At 68.9% G+C, this 18,472-nt stretch carries 15 protein-coding genes; 13 read left to right on the top strand and 2 right to left on the bottom strand.

Translation table 11 applies throughout. The features are described from left to right. From F3J18_RS11555 to metH, 4 genes are all read left to right on the top strand, one after another. A partial coding sequence (locus F3J18_RS11555) for a DUF3108 domain-containing protein (protein ID WP_166912893.1) occupies positions 1 to 953 on the top strand: 953 nt, incomplete at its 5' end. Positions 954 to 1,212: 259 nt separating this feature from the next. Next, positions 1,213 to 1,470: a DUF3567 domain-containing protein gene (locus tag F3J18_RS11550; RefSeq protein ID WP_013699526.1), complete on the top strand. Its 258-nt coding sequence runs from the start codon at positions 1,213 to 1,215 to the stop codon at positions 1,468 to 1,470. A 218-nt stretch (positions 1,471 to 1,688) separates the two neighbouring features. Next, positions 1,689 to 2,753, top strand: coding sequence for a homocysteine S-methyltransferase family protein (locus tag F3J18_RS11545; RefSeq protein WP_025101450.1), 1,065 nt, complete (start codon positions 1,689 to 1,691; stop codon positions 2,751 to 2,753). 62 nt (positions 2,754 to 2,815) lie between these two features. Further along, positions 2,816 to 5,533: a methionine synthase gene (gene metH / locus F3J18_RS11540; RefSeq protein WP_166912892.1), complete on the top strand. Its 2,718-nt coding sequence runs from the start codon at positions 2,816 to 2,818 to the stop codon at positions 5,531 to 5,533. A gap of 136 nt (positions 5,534 to 5,669) precedes the next feature. On the opposite strand, the gene F3J18_RS11535 is transcribed toward metH, so the two are convergent. Beyond that, positions 5,670 to 5,993 carry a DUF1840 domain-containing protein gene (locus F3J18_RS11535; protein WP_025101452.1) on the bottom strand — a complete coding sequence of 108 codons (324 nt, stop codon included), beginning with the start codon at positions 5,991 to 5,993 and terminating at the stop codon, positions 5,670 to 5,672. A 197-nt stretch (positions 5,994 to 6,190) separates the two neighbouring features. Here F3J18_RS11535 and argS point away from each other — a divergent pair, with 197 nt between their 5' ends. From argS to F3J18_RS11510, 5 genes are all read left to right on the top strand, one after another. Beyond that, positions 6,191 to 7,975, top strand: a complete 1,785-nt coding sequence (gene argS, locus F3J18_RS11530) for an arginine--tRNA ligase (RefSeq protein ID WP_166912891.1) — start codon at positions 6,191 to 6,193, stop codon at positions 7,973 to 7,975. A 92-nt stretch (positions 7,976 to 8,067) separates the two neighbouring features. Further along, positions 8,068 to 8,895, top strand: a complete 828-nt coding sequence (locus tag F3J18_RS11525; RefSeq protein ID WP_166912890.1) for an SPOR domain-containing protein — start codon at positions 8,068 to 8,070, stop codon at positions 8,893 to 8,895. A gap of 46 nt (positions 8,896 to 8,941) precedes the next feature. Continuing rightward, a complete protein-coding gene (locus F3J18_RS11520; protein WP_013699532.1) occupies positions 8,942 to 9,583 on the top strand; it encodes a thiol:disulfide interchange protein DsbA/DsbL in 642 nt (213 codons plus the stop codon). A gap of 22 nt (positions 9,584 to 9,605) precedes the next feature. Beyond that, positions 9,606 to 10,391 (top strand): SDR family oxidoreductase, encoded by a 786-nt coding sequence (locus tag F3J18_RS11515; protein ID WP_025101455.1) that lies wholly within the window; start codon positions 9,606 to 9,608, stop codon positions 10,389 to 10,391. A 386-nt stretch (positions 10,392 to 10,777) separates the two neighbouring features. Beyond that, entirely contained in the window at positions 10,778 to 12,379 is a 1,602-nt protein-coding gene (locus F3J18_RS11510; RefSeq protein ID WP_025101456.1) for an ABC transporter substrate-binding protein, read from the top strand. Between the two features lie 100 nt (positions 12,380 to 12,479). On the opposite strand, the gene F3J18_RS11505 is transcribed toward F3J18_RS11510, so the two are convergent. Next, on the bottom strand, positions 12,480 to 13,562 hold the full coding sequence (locus F3J18_RS11505) for an MBL fold metallo-hydrolase (protein ID WP_166912889.1): 1,083 nt from the start codon (positions 13,560 to 13,562) through the stop codon (positions 12,480 to 12,482). A gap of 359 nt (positions 13,563 to 13,921) precedes the next feature. On the opposite strand from F3J18_RS11505, the gene aceK reads away from it, so the two are divergent. The 4 genes from aceK (at position 13,922) to F3J18_RS11485 (ending at position 18,470) form a co-directional block, all read left to right on the top strand. Next, complete coding sequence (gene aceK / locus F3J18_RS11500) at positions 13,922 to 15,721, top strand: bifunctional isocitrate dehydrogenase kinase/phosphatase (protein WP_025101458.1); 1,800 nt, start codon at positions 13,922 to 13,924, stop codon at positions 15,719 to 15,721. 77 nt (positions 15,722 to 15,798) lie between these two features. Next, positions 15,799 to 16,572 carry a carbonate dehydratase gene (gene can / locus F3J18_RS11495; RefSeq protein WP_036048991.1) on the top strand — a complete coding sequence of 258 codons (774 nt, stop codon included), beginning with the start codon at positions 15,799 to 15,801 and terminating at the stop codon, positions 16,570 to 16,572. Continuing rightward, positions 16,559 to 17,752: an acetyl-CoA C-acetyltransferase gene (locus F3J18_RS11490; protein WP_025101460.1), complete on the top strand. Its 1,194-nt coding sequence runs from the start codon at positions 16,559 to 16,561 to the stop codon at positions 17,750 to 17,752. Before can ends, F3J18_RS11490 begins: the two co-directional genes overlap by 14 nt. Before the next feature lie 40 nt (positions 17,753 to 17,792). Next, positions 17,793 to 18,470: an SDR family oxidoreductase gene (locus F3J18_RS11485; protein ID WP_166912888.1), complete on the top strand. Its 678-nt coding sequence runs from the start codon at positions 17,793 to 17,795 to the stop codon at positions 18,468 to 18,470. Positions 18,471 to 18,472 lie beyond the last annotated feature (2 nt).

The raw sequence follows: 18,472 nt of genomic DNA, 5'->3' as shown, positions 1-18,472 counted from the left end.
CCGGGGCCGGCACGGGCCAGGGCAGCGCCGCCGCGAGCGCGACGGCCAGCGCGGCCGTGCCCGCCTCGGCCGCCGCCAGCGGCGTGAAGTTCATCGCGCCGCCCTCGGGCGACCTGCGCTACGGCGCCTACTTCAACGGCAACCTGAACGGCACCGCGACCATCCACTGGACCACCGAGGGCGATCGCTACCGCCTGCTGATCGAGATCCCGGTGCCCTTCGTCGGCCCCTTCGTCTACGAGAGCCTGGGCCGCATCGACGCCTACGGCATCGCGCCCGACCGCTACACCGAGCAGCGCGGCCGCAAGCCCGCCGACATCGCGATCTTCAATCGACAGACGAAACAGGTGGTGTTCACCAGGACGCCGAACTCGCTGCCGCTGACCGACGGCATGCAGGACCGCTTCAGCCTGCTGATGCAGTTGTCGGGCCTGGTGCACGGCGCGCCCGACGTCTATCGCCCCGGCATCGCGCGCGAATTCCGGATCATCGACAACAACAGCGGCGAGACATGGCCGATCGTCACGATCGGCGACGAGACGATACGCACCGCCACCAGCTCGCTGGAAACCCGCCACTTCCGCCGCCTGCCGCGCCGCGAGGGCGACACGCGGCGCATCGACATCTGGCTCGCGCCCTCGCTGGACTGGCTGCCGGTGCGCCTGGTGCAGACCGAGCCGAATGGTTCGGAGATCGAATTGCTGTGGCAGGGACGCGGCGCACCGAGCCGCGGGATCGGGTATGACGAATCGGCCGCGATGGATGCGCACGCAAGCATCGCGCCCACCGCGTCGGCGCCGGCCCCTGCCTCGACCGCTGCCCCGGCAGCCGGCGCGAGCGGCGCGGGCGCGGCTTCCGCGCCGGTATCGTCGGACGGCATGCCGGCCGCCCCGGCAGCCGAAGCCGCGAGCCCCGTCGCATCGGCACCACAAGCGGCCTCGCCAGCACGGTAATTTCGACCGATTTCGCGACTGTTTCCCTGCTGTCACCAGGGGCTGCACACAAGCCGGTAAACTTGCGTCACAGTGTTGACAATGTTTGACAACCCTGCCCGTGCACCGGAGGAAAATCGGAAACGTTTCATCGATATCGGTCTCTAACCGATGCGCCCTGATCCACGTGGGCGTGCAGCGCCAACCCCTTGAAACCGGCCAGGCCCGCCCCACCTTCGGAGCATTCGGCCTGACAGCCACAGCAAAGAGGAGTGCCGCCATGCAAATGATCTACAACAGCCCCAACTACTGCGTCGTCGAGTTCGCCCCGCAGGTCGGCCATCACGCAATGAATTCCGGTGGCTACGAAATCGTGGACAAGAATGCGCAGCGCGAGATCTTCATCGATGGCGAACTGGCCGAGCGTTTCCGCGAGCACGTCAAGCAGCTGATCGAGGACGAGCCCTCGCTGGACGAGGTGGACGAATTCCTCGGTCAATTCGACAGCCTGATGACGCAACCGGTGGTCCTGCACTGATCCGCCCGTCGCGCGCCGCCTGCCCCAGGATGGTGCGCGACAGCTGGCAGGCCGGCCCGGTGCCGGCCCGCTTCCTCCCCGGCATTTCCTGATCGAACCCCCGCCCGGCCTGCCGTGCGGGGGTTTTCAATGACAAATCGCGCGCGCGCCGGGTAGCCCGGCGCGGCATGCCGGCACCCGCTACAATGGCGTTTTCCCCGATCCGCCGTCCGTCCGCCATGCCGACCTCCCTGCCCGCCCGCTCCGCCCCCGCCGCGTCCTACACGCGCGGCGCCGACCTGCCCGCGCTGCTGGCGCGCCGGATCCTGATCCTCGACGGCGCGATGGGCACCATGATCCAGCAGTACAAGTTCGACGAGGCCGCCTATCGCGGCGAGCGCTTCGCCGACTTCGGACGCGACATCAAGGGCAACAACGAGCTGCTGTCGATCACGCAGCCGGCCACCATCCGCGAGATCCACGACCAGTACTTCGCGGCCGGCGCCGACATCGTCGAGACCAACACCTTCGGCGCCACCACCATCGCCCAGGCCGACTACGAGATGGAGCACCTGGTGGTCGAGATGAACGTCGAGTCGGCGCGTCTGGCGCGCGAATCGGCGCTCAAGTACTCGACGCCGGACAAGCCGCGCTTCGTGGCCGGCGCGATCGGGCCGACCCCGAAGACGGCCAGCATCTCGCCCGACGTGAACGATCCCGGCGCGCGCAACGTCACCTACGACGAGCTGCGCGACGCCTACTACCAGCAGGCCAAGGCCCTGCTCGACGGCGGCGTCGACCTGTTCCTGGTCGAGACCATCTTCGACACGCTCAACGCCAAGGCCGCGCTGTTCGCGCTCGACCAGTTGTTCGAGGACACCGGCGAGAACCTGCCGATCATGATCTCGGGCACCGTCACCGACGCCTCGGGCCGGATCCTCTCGGGCCAGACCGTCGAGGCCTTCTGGAACTCGCTGCGCCACGCCCGGCCGCTCACCTTCGGCCTGAACTGCGCGCTCGGCGCGGCGCTGATGCGCCCGTACATCGCCGAGCTGGCCAAGCTCTGCGATACCTACGTGTCCTGCTACCCGAACGCCGGCCTGCCGAACCCGATGGCCGAAACCGGCTTCGACGAGACCCCCGACGTGACCTCGAGCCTGCTCAAGGAATTCGCCCAGGCCGGCCTGGTGAACCTGGCCGGCGGCTGCTGCGGCACCACGCCCGCGCACATCGCCGAGATCGCCCGCGCGCTGGCCGAGGTCAAGCCGCGCCGCTGGCCCTCGCAGTACAGCGAAGCCGCCTGAGCCCCGAGCCGCCCGCCGCATCCGTCGCGCCGCCCCCCAAACCGATACGCATCCGCCCCGCCATGACCGATCACACCATGCGCCTGTCCGGCCTCGAGCCGTTCAACGTCACCGAAGGCACCCTGTTCATCAACGTCGGCGAACGTACCAACGTGACCGGCTCGAAGGCCTTCGCGCGAATGATCCTGAACGGCCAGTACGACGAGGCGCTGGCCGTGGCCCGCCAGCAGGTCGAGAACGGCGCGCAGGTGATCGACATCAACATGGACGAGGCGATGCTCGATTCGAAGGCGGCCATGGTCCGCTTCCTGAACCTGATCGCCTCGGAGCCCGACATCGCGCGCGTGCCGATCATGATCGACTCGTCGAAGTGGGAAGTGATCGAGGCGGGCCTCAAGTGCGTGCAGGGCAAGGCGATCGTCAACTCGATCTCGCTCAAGGAAGGCGAGGAGCCGTTCCGCCATCACGCGCGGCTGATCCGCCGCTACGGCGCGGCCGCGGTGGTGATGGCCTTCGACGAGAAGGGCCAGGCCGATACCTTCGAGCGCAAGACCGAGATCTGCACCCGCTCCTACAAGTTCCTGGTCGAGGAATGCGATTTCCCGCCCGAGGACATCATCTTCGATCCGAACATCTTCGCGGTGGCCACCGGCATCGAGGAGCACAACAACTACGCGGTCGACTTCATCGAGGCGACCCGCTGGATCAAGCAGAACCTGCCGCACGCGAAGATCAGCGGCGGCGTGTCGAACGTGTCCTTCTCGTTCCGCGGCAACGACCCGGTGCGCGAGGCGATCCACACCGTGTTCCTGTATCACGCGATCCAGGCCGGCATGGACATGGGCATCGTCAACGCCGGCCAGCTCGGCGTGTATGCCGACCTGGACGCCGAGCTGCGCGAGCGCGTCGAGGACGTGATCCTGAACCGCCGCGAGGATTCCACCGACCGGCTGCTGGAAGTGGCCGACAAGTTCAAGACCGGCGCGGCCAAGAAGGAAGAGAACCTCGAATGGCGCAACCAGCCGGTCGAGAAGCGCCTGGCCCACGCGCTGGTGCACGGCATCACCAACTTCATCGTCGAGGACACCGAGGAAGCGCGCGCGGCGATCGACGCCGCGGGCGGGCGCCCGATCAACGTGATCGAAGGCCCGCTGATGGACGGCATGAACGTGGTCGGCGACCTGTTCGGCCAGGGCAAGATGTTCCTGCCGCAGGTGGTGAAGTCGGCGCGCGTGATGAAGCAGGCGGTGGCCCACCTGATCCCCTTCATCGAGGAGGAGAAGCGCCGCCTGGCCGAGGCCGGCGGCGACGTGCGCGCCAAGGGCAAGATCGTGATCGCCACCGTCAAGGGCGACGTGCACGACATCGGCAAGAACATCGTGTCGGTGGTGCTCCAGTGCAACAACTTCGAGGTCGTCAACATGGGCGTGATGGTGCCCTGCAACGAGATCCTCGCCAAGGCGAAGGTCGAGGGCGCCGACATCATCGGCCTTTCCGGCCTGATCACGCCGAGCCTGGAGGAGATGGCCTACGTCGCCTCGGAAATGCAGCGCGACGACTATTTCCGCGTCAAGAAGATCCCGCTGCTGATCGGCGGCGCGACCACCTCGCGCGTGCACACCGCGGTGAAGATCGCCCCGCACTACGAAGGCCCGGTGGTCTACGTGCCGGACGCCTCGCGTTCGGTGTCGGTGGCCTCCAGCCTGCTCTCGGACGAGGGCGCCACGCGCTATCTCGACGACCTGAAGAGCGAATACGACCGGATCCGCGACCAGCACGCCAACAAGAAGAAGACGCCGATGGTCACGCTGGCCGCCGCGCGCGCCAACAAGACGCCGATCGACTGGAGCGGCTACCAGCCGGTCAAGCCGAAGTTCATCGGCCGCCGCGTGTTCAAGAACTACGACCTGACCGAGCTGGCCCAGTACATCGACTGGGGCCCGTTCTTCCAGACCTGGGACCTGGCCGGCCCCTACCCGGCGATCCTCAACGACGAGATCGTCGGCGAATCGGCGCGGCGCGTGTTCTCGGACGCGAAGTCGATGCTCTCGCGCCTGATCCAGGGCCGCTGGCTGAGCGCCAACGGCGTGCTCTCGCTGCTGCCCGCCAACACCGTGGGCGACGACGACATCGAGATCTACACCGACGACACGCGCACCGAGGTGGCGATGCGCTGGAGCAACCTGCGCCAGCAGAGCGAGCGCCCGGTGGTGGACGGCGTGATGCGGCCGAACCGCTCGCTGGCCGACTTCATCGCGCCCAAGGATTCGGGCGTGGCCGACTACATCGGCCTGTTCGCGGTCACCGCGGGCCTGGGCGTGGACGCCAAGGAGAAGCAGTTCGAGGCCGACCACGACGACTACAGCGCGATCATGCTCAAGGCCCTGGCCGACCGCTTCGCGGAAGCCTTCGCCGAGGCCATGCACGCGCGCGTGCGGCGCGAACTGTGGGGCTACGCGGCCGGCGAGACGCTCGACAACGAGGCGCTGATCGCCGAGAAGTATCGCGGCATCCGCCCGGCGCCGGGTTACCCGGCCTGCCCGGACCACCTCGTCAAGCGCGCCATGTTCGACGTGCTGCGCGCCGAGGAGATCGGCATGAGCGTGACCGAGTCGCTGGCGATGCTGCCGGCCGCGAGCGTCTCGGGCTTCTACCTGGCGCACCCCGACAGCACCTATTTCTCGGTCGGCAAGATCGGCGAGGACCAGGTGGCCGATTTCGCGGTGCGCATGTCGCTGTCGGACGCGGACGCCCGTCGCGCGCTGGCGCCGCTGCTCTGAAGCCGGCTGCTGCGGCGGCTGCAATCCTCTGACGAATCGACGGGCCGCGCGCCCGCCTCACCGCGCCCGCCAAGGCACAAAAAAGCCCGCTTCTCGAAGCGGGCTTTTTGCTGGGCGGCGAGGCCGCTGCCGGGGCTCAGAACCCCCAGTGGACGTCGGCGTTCTGTTCCCTGGCCGCGCGCAGCATGCCGAGGAAGGGGGCCACGCGCTGCGCCACGCTCGGCGCGACCTCGTGGTGGGCGTGGTCGACCTCTTCCTCGTGGAAGTGGCCGCCGTGCTCGGCGCTGGCGCGGCGCGCCTGGTCGGTCACCGCCTCGAGCCGGGCGATCGCGCCGTCCAGCTCCTCGTGGGTGATGACACCGCGCTCGCCCAGCGGCTTGCCGACGATGCCCAGCACATACACCGCGAAATCCTTCAGCACGTCGAGGTCCTGTGCCGCCTTGCTCTTGAACGTAATCATGATCGCAATTTCCTTTCAGCTTGTTGTGCGTACCGGCGCCGGGGCCGGCTGGCGCGCTTGAGTTGGGGTCGCGCCGACGCTTTGCGTCTGAGCGGCAGTTTAGCACCTGTTAAAATTCAGCGATTCCTGAAACGCGCGCCCCGGCGCGCCGCCGGAGCCGCCCGCCCGGGCTGCCGGCAACCACCATTCCCGACAGCATGCTGCCCGCTCAAAAACACATACTCGAAACCCTGCTCGCCGACAGCGTGAAGCAGGTCGTCCAGGCCCTGAAGGGCGAATCCGAGGCCGGTTTCGTCGCGCCGACGATCACCCTGGAGCGCCCCAAGGCGGCCGCCCACGGCGACGTCGCCTGCAACGTCGCGATGCAGCTGGCCAAGCCGCTCGGCACCAACCCGCGCCAGCTGGCCGAGAGGATCGTGGCGGCCGTGACGGCCCATCCGTCGGCGGCCGGGCTGGTCGAGGCCGCCGAGATCGCCGGCCCCGGCTTCATCAACCTGCGCCTCACCGCGGCCGCCAAGCAGGCCGTGATCGGCGCGGTGTTCGCCGAGCGCGAGGCCTTCGGCCGCTCCGCGCACGAGGCCGGGCGCCGCGTGCTGCTCGAGTTCGTCTCGGCCAACCCGACCGGCCCGCTGCACGTCGGCCACGGCCGCCAGGCCGCGCTCGGCGACGTGCTGGCCAACGTGCTGGCCAGCCAGGGCTACGCGGTGCACCGCGAGTTCTACTACAACGACGCCGGCGTGCAGATCGGCAACCTGGCGCTGTCGACCCAGGCGCGCGCGCGCGGCCTCAAGCCCGGTGACGCCGACTGGCCCGAGGCCGCCTACAACGGCGAGTACATCGCCGACATCGCGCGCGACTACCTGGCCGGCGCCACGGTCTCGGCCAGCGACGGCGAGCCCGTCACCGGCAAGGGCGACATCGAGGACATCGAGGCGATCCGCAAGTTCGCGGTCGCCTACCTGCGCCGCGAGCAGGACATCGACCTGAAGGCCTTCGGCGTGCGCTTCGACCAGTACTACCTGGAATCCTCGCTGTACCAGGAAGGCCGCGTCGAGAGCACGGTGCAGGCCCTGGTCGACGCTGGCATGACCTACGAGCAGGAAGGCGCGCTGTGGCTGCGCACCACCGACGAGGGCGACGACAAGGACCGCGTGATGCGCAAGACCGACGGCACCTACACCTACTTCGTGCCCGACGTCGCCTACCACGTGGCCAAGTGGCAGCGCGGCTTCACCAAGGTCATCAACATCCAGGGCTCGGACCACCACGGCACCATCGCGCGCGTGCGCGCCGGCCTGCAGGGCCTGCACATCGGCATCCCGAAGGGCTATCCCGACTACGTGCTGCACAAGATGGTGACGGTGATGCGCGACGGCCAGGAGGTGAAGCTCTCCAAGCGCGCCGGCAGCTACGTGACGGTGCGCGACCTGATCGAATGGTCGGGCGGCGCCACGCCGGACGCGGAGGTCTCGCCCGAGCAGCTCGACGAGGCCATCATCACGCGCGGGCGCGACGCGGTGCGTTTCTTCCTGATTTCTCGCAAGGCCGACACGGAATTCGTGTTCGATATCGATCTCGCGCTCAAGCAGAACGACGAGAATCCGGTCTACTACGTGCAGTACGCGCATGCGCGGATCTGCTCGGTGCTCAACGAGTGGAAGTCGCGCCACGGCGCCGACGAGGCGATCCTGCCGGGCGCGGACCTCTCCCCGCTCGACAGCAAGCCGGCCGCCTCGCTGCTGCAGAAGCTCGCCGAGTACCCCGAGATGCTCACGCACGCGGCCGGCGAACTCGCGCCGCACGCGGCGGCCTTCTACCTGCGCGACCTCGCGGGCGAGTTTCACTCGTTCTACAATGCGGAGCGCGTGCTCGTCGACGACGAGGCGCAACGCACCGCGCGCATCGCGCTGCTGGCCGCGACGCGCCAGGTGCTCGCGAACGGTCTCGCGGTGCTCGGCGTGTCCTCGCCGAGCAAGATGTAAAGCCGCCGGGCCGGGCTCCAGACGGTCGCGCCGCCGCGCGCGACCGTGCCACGAATCCCGTTTCACGACTCTTTTAGCAGGTGACTCAAGCAATGGCACAACCGCGCCGCACGTCGAAACCGTCGAAACAAGCCGGAGGAACCTTTCTTGGCATCGTGCTGGGCCTGATCGTCGGCCTCGCGATCGCCGTGGTGGTCGCGCTCTACATCACGCGCGCGCCCTCGCCGTTCGTCTCGAAGGTCGCCCCGCCGGCCGACAACGGCGCGAGCGGCGCCAGCCAGCCGCAGCAGTTCGATCCGAACCGCGCGCTGCAGGGCAAGACGCCGGGCCAGCCGGTGCCGCAGGCCGCCCAGCCGGCCCCGCCCAATACCGCGCCGGGCCAGGCCGCCAACCAGACCCAGCCGCCGCTGCTGCCCGAGCCGCAGATCGTCGAGGTGCCGGGTTCGAACGGCACGCAGAACAGCAATCCGCAGCCGTCCTCGGACGACAACGGCATCGCCGTGGCGCCCAGGCCCGCCGACAACACGCCGCCGGCGAAGAAGCCGCAAGCCACCGCCGCCACGCCTTCCTCGTCGTCCTCGCAGCCGAAGCCGGCCCAGCAGGCCGCCAAGCCGACCTCCTCGGCCCAGGCGGGCAACGCCCCGGCCAAGCCGACTTCCGGCGCGAACCCGGCCGACGCCAACAGCGGCTACTTCCTGCAGGTGGGCGCCTACAAGACCGAGGCCGACGCCGAGCAGCAGCGCGCGCGCCTGGGCTTCCAGGGCTTCGAGTCGAAGGTCTCCAAGCGCGATGTCAGCGGCGTCACGTACTATCGCGTGCGCGTCGGCCCGTTCAACAAGTTCGACGACATGAACTCCGCGCGCCAGCGGCTGTCCGATGCCGGTGTCGACACCGCGGTGATCCGCTTCACGAAACAGTAAGCCGGCCGGCCCGATCCGGTCCCATGCAACCGTTCGAAATCCCAACATGAAAAAACTGTTCAGCACGCTGTTCCTGTCCCTGAGCCTGGCGGCCGGCATCGTGGCGCAGTCCGCCTCGGCCGCGCCGGTGGCCGGCAAGGACTACGAGGTGATGAAGTCGCCGCAGCCGATCTCGGCGCCGGCCGGCAAGGTCGAGGTGATCGAGTTCTTCTGGTACGGCTGCCCGCACTGCTACGAGTTCGAGCCGACGCTCGAGGCCTGGGTCAAGAAGCAGGGCGACAACATCGTCTTCAAGCGCGTGCCGGTCGCCTTCCGCGACGACTTCCTGCCGCACTCGGCGATGTACTACACGCTCAACGCGCTCGGCGTGGCCGAGAAGGACACGCCGGCCGTGTTCAACGCGATCCACAAGCAGAAGAACTACCTGCTCACGCCGCAGGCGCAGGCCGACTTCCTGGCCACGCAAGGCATCGACAAGCAGAAGTACCTGGCCACCTACAACTCGTTCACAGTGCAGGGGCAGGTCAAGCAGTCGGGCGAACTGGCCAAGACCTACGACATCCAGGGCGTGCCGACCATCGTGATCCAGGGCAAGTACAAGTCGGGTCCGTCCTACACGGGCAGCGAGGCAGGCACGCCGCCGGTGCTCGACTGGATCGTCCAGCAGGTCAAGGACAAGAAGCTGTAATCCCCACGCCCGAGGCGCCGGCATGACAGCTCCCCCGAAGGTCTTCATCACCGGCGCCTCGAGCGGCCTGGGCCTCGCGCTCGCCGAGGCCTATGCCCGCCAGGGCGCCACGCTCGGCCTGGTGGCCCGCCGCGGCGAGAGCCTCGCCGAATTCGCGCGGCGCCATCCCGATCTTCCCATCTCGATCCATCCCGCCGACGTGCGCGACGCCGCCGCCCTGCAGGCCGCGGCCGACGCCTTCGTGGCCGCGCACGGCTGGCCCGACGTGGTGATCGCCAATGCCGGCATCAGCAAGGGAGCGATCACCGGCGAAGGCGACCTGGCGGCCTTCCGCGAGATCATGGACGTCAACTACTACGGCATGGTGGCCAGCTTCGAGCCCTTCGTGGCGGCCATGAAGGCCGCGAGGCGCGGCACCCTGGTCGGCGTGGCGAGCGTGGCCGGCGTGCGCGGCCTGCCCGGCTCGGGCGCCTACAGCGCCTCGAAGTCGGCGGCGATCAAGTACCTGGAGGCGCTGCGCGTCGAGCTGCGGCCCTCGCGGGTCGGCGTGGTCACCATCGCGCCCGGCTACATCCGCACGCCGATGACCGAGCACAATCCCTATCCGATGCCCTTCCTGATGGACGCGGAGCGCTTCGCCGAGCGCGCGCTGCGCGCCATCGCGGCGCAGGACGCGTTCCGCGTGATTCCCTGGCAGATGGGCCTGGTCGCGAAGATCCTGCACGTCGCGCCGCGCTGGCTCTACGACCGCCTGTTCGAGAAGGCGCCGCGCAAGCCGCGCGCGCCGGGTCCCAAGGCCGAGGGCTGAGGCCCGGCCGGCTCGCGCGCGACTTCGCGACGGCGCCGGCTCCCGGGCGGAAGCCCTGCCGGTCACGCGCGGCTTCGCGACGACGCCCGCTCCGGGGCCGAAGCTCTGCCGGCTCGCGCGACTTCGCGAAGACGCCGGCTCCATCACCGAAGCCCGGCCGATCCCAGCTCGCAAGCCCGCGGCGACGCCGGCGCCACGTCGATCCGGGCGCCTTCGCGGCGCCCTTCTCCGCCCCGGCAGGCGCCGCGCCGCGATGGCCGACGCCTTTCTGATACGCGCTCACGCCGGGCGCGCTTTGACGGTATGCTAGTCGACCGATGCCCGGGAGCTGCATGGCCGTCGCCGCCCGGCACGCCGATAACAGACACTGCCACGTGGGAGATCTCATGCGTTTCACGACGTTCGCCGCCGCCGCGCTGATTGCGGCCCCGCTCGCCGCCGCCCCGCTCATCGCTCTGGCCAAGCCGCTCACGGTCTGTACCGAAGCGAGCCCGGACGGCTTCGACGTGGTGCAGTACAACTCGCTCGTCACCACCAACGCCTCGGCCGACGTGATCTTCAACACGCTGGTGTCCTACGACGAGGCGAGCAAGAAGGTGGTGCCCTCGCTGGCCGACAAGTGGGACGTCAGCGCCGACGGCCGCACCGTGACCTTCCACCTGCGCCCGAACGTGGCCTTCCAGACCACCGAGGACTTCAAGCCGACGCGCGCCCTGAACGCCGACGACGTGGTGTTCACCTTCAGCCGCATGCTCGACAACGACAATCCCTGGCACAAGGTGGCCGGCGCGAGCGGCTTCCCGCACGCGCAGTCGATGGGCCTGGTGAAGCTGGTGAAGTCGGTCTCGAAGGTGGACGAGCAGACCGTGAAGTTCGAACTGAACGAACCGAACGCGACCTTCGTGCCGATCCTGACGATGGGCTTCGCCTCGATCTACTCGGCCGAATACGCGGACCAGCTGCTCAAGGCGGGCCGCCAGCAGGACCTCAACGCCAAGCCGGTCGGCACCGGCCCCTTCGTGCTGAAGAGCTACACCAAGGACGCGCTGATCCGCTACGAGGTGAACCCGAGCTACTGGGGCAGCAAGCCCAAGGTCGACCGCCTGATCTATGCGATCACGCCCGACGCCTCGGTGCGCGCGCAGAAGGTCAAGGCCGGCGAATGCCAGATCGCGCTGTCGCCCAAGCCGCAGGACGTGGCCGCCGCCAAGGCCGACAAGGCGCTGAAGGTGGTCGAGACGCCGGCCTTCATGACCGCCTTCGTCGCGCTCAACACCGAGCACAAGCCGCTCGACAACCCGAAGGTGCGCGAGGCGCTGAACCTCGCCTTCGATCGCGCGACCTACCTGAAGGTGGTGTTCGACAATACCGCGACGCCGGCCGTGAACCCGTATCCGCCCAACACCTGGAGCTACGCGAAGTCGATCTCGGCCTATCCCTACGATCCGGCCAAGGCCAAGCAGTTGCTGGCCCAGGCGGGCTTCCCGAACGGCTTCTCGACCACCATCTGGGTGCGCCCGACGGGCAGCGTGCTGAACCCGAACCCGAAGGCCGGCGCGGAACTGCTGCAGGCCGATTTCGCCAAGATCGGCGTGAAGGCCGAGGTCAAGGTGATCGAGTGGGGCGAGCTGATCAAGCAGGCCAAGCTCGGCCAGCATGACATGCTGTTCATGGGCTGGGCCGGCGACAACGGCGATCCGGACAACTACCTGTCGCCGCTGTTCAGCTGCAATGCGGTGAAGTCGGGCATCAACTTCGCGCGCTACTGCGATCCGCAGCTCGACAAGCTGATCGCCGACGGCAAGGAAACGCCGGACCTGGCCAAGCGCACCAAGGCCTATGAAGCCGCGCAGAAGATCATTCACGACCAGGCGCTGTGGATCCCGCTCGGCTACCCGACCGCCTCGGCGATCACGCGGCCGAACGTGAGCGGTTATCACGTCAGCCCGTTCGGGCGCCAGCACTTCGATACGGTCGCGGTGCAGTAAGCCTTCCCGCCGCTGTCGCGGGCGAGCGACGGATTCCTCCGCCTCGCTTGCCCGCTGTCTCGACCCGGCCCGCGCGTGCGATGCGCCGGGCCGCCTGCCTTCAGCCCCGCGCCGGCCGGAAGCGGAACACACCCGCTTCGTCCACCTCGCGCCGCAATTCCCCCGCGTGCCAGAGCAGATGCAGATGCGCGATCGCCTCGCCCAGCGCGAAGGTCAGCTGATGCACGTCCAGCTCGCGGCGGCGAAACATGATCGGCACCACGTCGGCGGCGCTGGCCGGCCGCTCGGCGCAGAGCTGGCGCACCTCGTCGAGCCGCGCCGCATGATGCTCGCGCAACTGCCCGATGCGGGTGCGCACGCCGCGGAACGGCTTGCCGTGCGAGGGCAGCACCAGCGTGTCGGCGGCCATCGGCTCGTAGCGGCCGAGCGAGTCGAGATAGAGCTGGAGCGGGTTCGCCTCCGGCTCGAGGTCGAACACCGAGACATTGGTCGAGATGCGCGGCAGCACCATGTCGCCCGAGATCAGCAGCGCCTCGTCGGCGCAGTGCAGCGCGCAATGTTCGGGAGAATGGCCGAAGCCCGTCACCACCTGCCAGCGGCGCGCGCCGATGGTGACCGTGTCGCCCTCGCGCAGGCGCCGATAGCGCGCCGGCACGGCGGGCACCAGGTCCGAGTAGTAGCTGTTGCGGTTGCGCAGCTTGTCGAGCTTGGCCTGGTCGGTCAGGCCGTGGCGCGCGAAGTGCTCGGCCGCGGCGGCACCGCCCGCGTTCGAACCGTTGCCGGCCGCCATCACCTGGCCGAACATGAATTCGCCCAGCGTCATCCACAGCCGCACCTGCCAGCGCCGGCGCTCGCCGCCCTCGCAGATCCAGTTGGCCAGGCCGAGGTGGTCGGGATGGCAATGCGTGACCAGCACGCGCAGCACCGGCAGGCCATCGAGGTGCGTGTCGAACACCTGCTCCCAGTGGCGGCGGATCTCGTCCGACGAAATTCCGCAGTCGATCACGGTCCAGCCCGCCTGCCCGTCGATCTCGTCGCGCAGCAGCCACAGGTTGATGTGGTCGAGCGAGAACGGCAGCGGCATGCGCAGCCAGCGCACGCCCGGCGCGACCTCCAGGAACTCGCCCGCGGCGGGCAGGGTGTCGGCGAACGGGTAGTCGAGTTGGTATTCCAATGCGTTCATGGCGTCTCGTCGGTTCTTCATGGGCCGCCTGGCGCGGCGTGGGGGGCCCTGCGATTCTAGCGCGTGCGCCGCAACATCGTCGGCGCGCCGCGCCGGGCGCGATCGCGCCCCATCGCGCCGTGGCGGGCGTCGCGCCGCATGACGCACCGCGGTACCGCGCGGTGCACGAAAAAAGTTCGTGCCACGTTCACGCCCGAACCGCGCCGCTTGCCGGCAGATGCCCGATTCGTCGCCCTATGTCGCCGAACGTCGGCGATCCGGCCCCGGGCGAGGCTCGGCAACCCGCTCGCGAGGGCGCGGTTTCGGCGCGGCGCGGCGGTAAAATAGCGCCTCGCCCCCGCCACGAGCCCGGACGGACCATGCACCACTTCCCCAAACTGCTGTCGTCGCAAATCGGCTTCGATCTCGCCCAGGCCATGCTGGAGCATTTCGATCGCCATTACCGGACCTTCCGGGACGCGGCCGTCGAGGCGAAGGCGCGGTTCGAGGCGGCCGACTGGCACGGCCTGCAGCGGCTCGGGCGCGAGCGCATCACCTCCTACGACGATCGCGTGCGCGAATGCGTGGTCTGCCTGGAAGACGAATACGACGCGGCCGGCCTCGACGACGAGGTCTGGCAGCAGATCAAGCTCCATTACATCGGGCTCCTGACTTCGCACCTGCAGCCCGAGTGCGCGGAAACCTTCTTCAATTCGGTGTGCTGCAAGATCCTGCACCGCTCGTATTTCCACAACGACTTCATCTTCGTGCGCCCGGCGATCTCGACCGAGTACCTGGAGAACGCCGCGCCGGCCGCCAAGCCCACCTACCGCGCCTACTACCCGGCGCGCGACGGGCTGCCGGCCACGCTCGAGCGGATCGTCACGAACTTCCAGCTCGGCGTGCCCTTCGAGGATCTCTCGCGCGACACGGCCTGCCTGCTGCAGGCGATCGACGACGAGTTCGGCGCCTTCGACGAGGCCTTCAACTTCCAGATCCACGTGCTGTCCTCGCTGTTCTTCCGCAACAAGGGCGCCTGGATCGTCGGGCGCATCGTCAACGGCGAGCGCACCCTGCCCTTCGCGGTGCCGCTGCGCCATACCGGCGCCGGCACGCTCGCGCTCGACACGGTGCTGCTGCGCCGCGAGCAGCTGCAGGTGATCTTCGGCTTCTCGCATTCCTACTTCCTGGTCGACATGGATGTGCCCTCGGCCTATGTCGAGTTCCTCGGCACCCTGATGCCGGGCAAGCCGAAGGCCGAGATCTACACCTCGCTGGGCCTGCAGAAGCAGGGCAAGAACCTGTTCTATCGCGACCTGCTGCACCATCTCTCGCATTCGAGCGACCGCTTCGTGATCGCGCCCGGCATCAAGGGCATGGTGATGCTGGTGTTCACGCTGCCCTCGTTCCCCTATGTGTTCAAGGCGATCAAGGACCGCTTCCCGCCGCCCAAGGACACCACGCGCGAACGCATCATGGAGAAGTACCAGCTGGTCAAGCGCCACGACCGGCTCGGCCGCATGGCCGACACGCTCGAATACTCGAGCGTCGCGCTGCCGCTGGCGCGGCTCGACGAGACGCTGCTGCGCGAGCTGGAGAAGGAGGCGCCCTCGCTGCTCGAATACGAGGGCGACAGCGTGGTGATCCGGCATCTGTACATCGAGCGCCGCATGACGCCGCTGAACCTGTACCTGCAGCACGGCAGCGACGCCGAGATCGCGCACGGCGTGAAGGAATACGGCAACGCGGTCAAGGAGCTGATCCAGGCCAACATCTTCCCCGGCGACATGCTCTACAAGAATTTCGGCGTGACGCGCCACGGCCGCGTGGTGTTCTACGACTACGACGAGATCGAGTACCTGACCGACTGCCAGGTGCGCCGCGTGCCGCCGCCGCGCAACGAGGAAGATGAAATGTCGGACGAACCCTGGTACCCGGTCGGCCCGCGCGACATCTTTCCCGAAACCTACGGACCCTTCCTGCTCGGCGATCCGCGCGTGCGCGAGGCCTTCCTCGCGCAGCACCCGGATTTCTTCGAGCCCGCGCTCTGGCAGGACAGCCAGGCGCGCGTGCTGAGCGGCGAGCTGCCCGACTTTTTCCCGTACGACCCGTCCCTGCGCTTTCGCGCGCGCTACCCGGAACGCTACGCGCGGCCCGCCGACGCGCAGCGCGCCGCCTGAGCGCCAGGACCGAACCGAATCCCGGCTTCACGACTTCAACCGATCAACAGCACGCAACAGACCAAACGGACCTCGCGATGAATACCAACGATCACCCGCTCGCCCACCTGTTCGAGAACAACGACGCCTGGGTCAAGCGCAAGCTCGCCGACGACCCGCAATTCTTCGAACGCCTGAAGGACCAGCAGGCGCCCGAATACCTGTGGATCGGCTGCTCCGATTCGCGCGTGCCCGCCAACCAGATCATCGGCCTGCCGCCGGGCGAGGTGTTCGTCCACCGCAACATCGCCAACGTGGTGGTGCACACCGACCTCAACTGCCTGTCGGTGCTGCAGTTCGCGGTCGACATCCTGAAGGTCAAGCACATCATGGTGGTCGGCCACTACGGCTGCTCGGGCGTGAACGCCGCGCTCACCAACCGCCGCGTCGGGCTGGCCGACAACTGGCTGCACCACGTGCAGGACGTGCGCGACAAGCACGCCGGGCTGCTCGACCAGTGGCCGGTGGGCGAGGCGCGCTACCGCCGCCTGATCGAGCTGAACGCGATCGAGCAGGTGGTCAACGTGTGCCGCACCACCATCGTCAACGATGCCTGGACGCGCGGCCAGCCGCTCACCGTGCACGGCCTGGTCTACGGCGTGCACGACGGCCGCATGCGCAACCTCGGCATGGCCGTGTCGGCCGCCGACGAACTCGCCAGCGTCCACCAGCGCTGCGTCGAGACGCTCTCGGCCGGGCGCGCCAGCTCGAGCGACGACAACGACATGGTCGCGGCCGACGCGGCGCAACTGGCCGACGTCGCGGAACAGGTCGCGAAAACACTCAAGGAGACGAAACATGACCAATGCTGAACATGATCCGGTAGTGATCGCCGCGGCGGCCCGCACGGCCATCGCGAGCTTCCAAGGCGCCTTCGCCACGCAGGGCGCGCCGCAGCTCGGCAGCGCGGCGATCGCCGCGGCGCTGGCGCGCTCGGGCCTGGCCGCCGAGCAGGTCGACGAGGTGGTGATGGGCTGCGTGCTGCCGGCCGGCCAGGGCCAGGCGCCGGCGCGCCAGGCCGCGCTCGGCGCGCAACTGCCGCAGGCCACCGGCTGCACCACCGTCAACAAGATGTGCGGCTCCGGCATGCGCGCGGCGATGTTCGCGCACGACATGCTGCTGGCCGGCTCCGCCCAGGTGATCGTGGCGGGCGGCATGGAGAGCATGACCAATGCGCCCTACCTGCTGCCCAAGGCGCGCGGCGGGATGCGCATGGGCCACGGCCAGGTGCTCGACCACATGTTCCTCGACGGCCTGGAGGACGCCTACGACAAGGGCCGCCTGATGGGCAGCTTCGCCGACGAGTGCGCGGCCGAATACGGCTTCACGCGCGAGGCGCAGGATGCCTATGCCATCGAGTCGCTGGCGCGCGCGAAACGCGCCAACGAGGACGGCTCGTTCGGCTGGGAAATCGCACCCTTGACGATCGCCGGCAGGAAGGGCGAAACCGTGGTGGCGCGCGACGAGCAGCCGTTCAGCGCCAACCCCGACAAGATCCCCACGCTGAAGCCCGCGTTCGGCCCGAACGGCACGGTGACGGCGGCCAATGCCTCGTCGATCTCCGACGGCGCCGCCGCGCTGGTGATGATGCGCGCCTCCACCGCCGAGCGCCTGGGCGCCGCGCCGCTGGCGCGGGTGGTCGGCCACAGCACCTTCGCGCAGGCCCCGGCGCGCTTCGCCACCGCGCCGGTGGGCGCCCTGCAGCGCCTGTTCGAGCGCACCGGCTGGCGGCCTTCCGACATCGACCTGTTCGAGATCAACGAGGCCTTCGCGGTGGTGGCGATGGCCGCCATGAAGGAACACGGGCTGCCGCACGAGCGCGTCAACGTCAACGGCGGCGCCTGCGCGCTGGGCCACCCGATCGGCGCCTCCGGCGCGCGCATCCTGGTCACCCTGCTCGGCGCGCTGCGCGCGCGCGGCGGCAAGCGCGGCGTGGCCAGCCTCTGCATCGGCGGCGGCGAGGCCACCGCGATGGCGATCGAGCTGGTCTGAGCCCACGGCGCGGCGCGCTTCAAGCAAGGAGAACGATTCGATGAAAACCGTCCTGATCGTCGGCGCCTCGCGCGGCCTCGGCAGGGAATTCGTGCGCCAGTACCGGCGCGACGGCTGGAACGTGCTGGCCACCGCGCGCGACGCGGCCTCGCTCGACGCGCTGCGCGCGCTCGGCGCGACCGCCCACGCGCTCGACGTGACCGATCCCGCCCAACTCGCCGGCTTCGGCTGGAAGCTCGAAGGCGAGCGGCTCGACGCGGCGGTGGTGGTGTCGGGCGTCTACGGCCCGCGCACCCAGGGCGTGGAGACCATCGACGCGGCCGACTTCGACGCGGTGATGCACACCAACGTGCTCGGCCCGATGCAGCTGCTGCCGATCCTGCTGCCGATGGTCGAGGACGCACAGGGCGTGCTGGCCTTCGTGTCGAGCCGGATGGGCAGCACCGGCGGCATCAGCGGCACCACCGGCTGGCTGTATCGCGCCAGCAAGGCCGCCCTCAACAACGTGGTGCGCGTGGCCGCGCTGCAGACGCGCGAGGCCACCTGCCTGTCGCTGCATCCCGGCTGGGTGCGCACCGACATGGGCGGCGGCGACGCCGCGCTCGACGCCGAAACCAGCGTGACCGGCATGCGCCGCGTGCTGGCCAGGGCCGCGGCCGACCGCGCCGCCGCCAACGGCCGCTTCTTCCAGTACGACGGCGCCGAGCTGGAGTGGTGAGC

The sequence above is a fragment of the Burkholderia sp. Ax-1720 genome, from assembly GCF_011753035.1.
GTDB lineage: Bacteria > Pseudomonadota > Gammaproteobacteria > Burkholderiales > Burkholderiaceae > Burkholderia > Burkholderia gladioli.
Note: the sequence above shows the minus strand (reverse complement) of the source record. Positions and strands in the feature narration are given on the sequence as shown.

Bases quoted from the DNA above. Each gene is read 5' to 3' on its own strand.
- F3J18_RS11515 (WP_025101455.1), top strand. From the start codon at position 9,606: ATGACAGCTCCCCCGAAGGTCTTCATCACCGGCGCCTCGAGCGGCCTG.
- F3J18_RS11545 (WP_025101450.1), top strand. From the start codon at position 1,689: ATGCCGACCTCCCTGCCCGCCCGCTCCGCCCCCGCCGCGTCCTACACG.
- F3J18_RS11490 (WP_025101460.1), top strand. From the start codon at position 16,559: ATGACCAATGCTGAACATGATCCGGTAGTGATCGCCGCGGCGGCCCGC.
- F3J18_RS11505 (WP_166912889.1), bottom strand. From the start codon at position 13,562: ATGAACGCATTGGAATACCAACTCGACTACCCGTTCGCCGACACCCTG.
- F3J18_RS11535 (WP_025101452.1), bottom strand. From the start codon at position 5,993: ATGATTACGTTCAAGAGCAAGGCGGCACAGGACCTCGACGTGCTGAAG.
- aceK (WP_025101458.1), top strand. From the start codon at position 13,922: ATGCACCACTTCCCCAAACTGCTGTCGTCGCAAATCGGCTTCGATCTC.
- F3J18_RS11510 (WP_025101456.1), top strand. From the start codon at position 10,778: ATGCGTTTCACGACGTTCGCCGCCGCCGCGCTGATTGCGGCCCCGCTC.
- F3J18_RS11485 (WP_166912888.1), top strand. From the start codon at position 17,793: ATGAAAACCGTCCTGATCGTCGGCGCCTCGCGCGGCCTCGGCAGGGAA.
- F3J18_RS11550 (WP_013699526.1), top strand. From the start codon at position 1,213: ATGCAAATGATCTACAACAGCCCCAACTACTGCGTCGTCGAGTTCGCC.
- metH (WP_166912892.1), top strand. From the start codon at position 2,816: ATGACCGATCACACCATGCGCCTGTCCGGCCTCGAGCCGTTCAACGTC.
- F3J18_RS11525 (WP_166912890.1), top strand. From the start codon at position 8,068: ATGGCACAACCGCGCCGCACGTCGAAACCGTCGAAACAAGCCGGAGGA.
- argS (WP_166912891.1), top strand. From the start codon at position 6,191: ATGCTGCCCGCTCAAAAACACATACTCGAAACCCTGCTCGCCGACAGC.
- F3J18_RS11520 (WP_013699532.1), top strand. From the start codon at position 8,942: ATGAAAAAACTGTTCAGCACGCTGTTCCTGTCCCTGAGCCTGGCGGCC.
- can (WP_036048991.1), top strand. From the start codon at position 15,799: ATGAATACCAACGATCACCCGCTCGCCCACCTGTTCGAGAACAACGAC.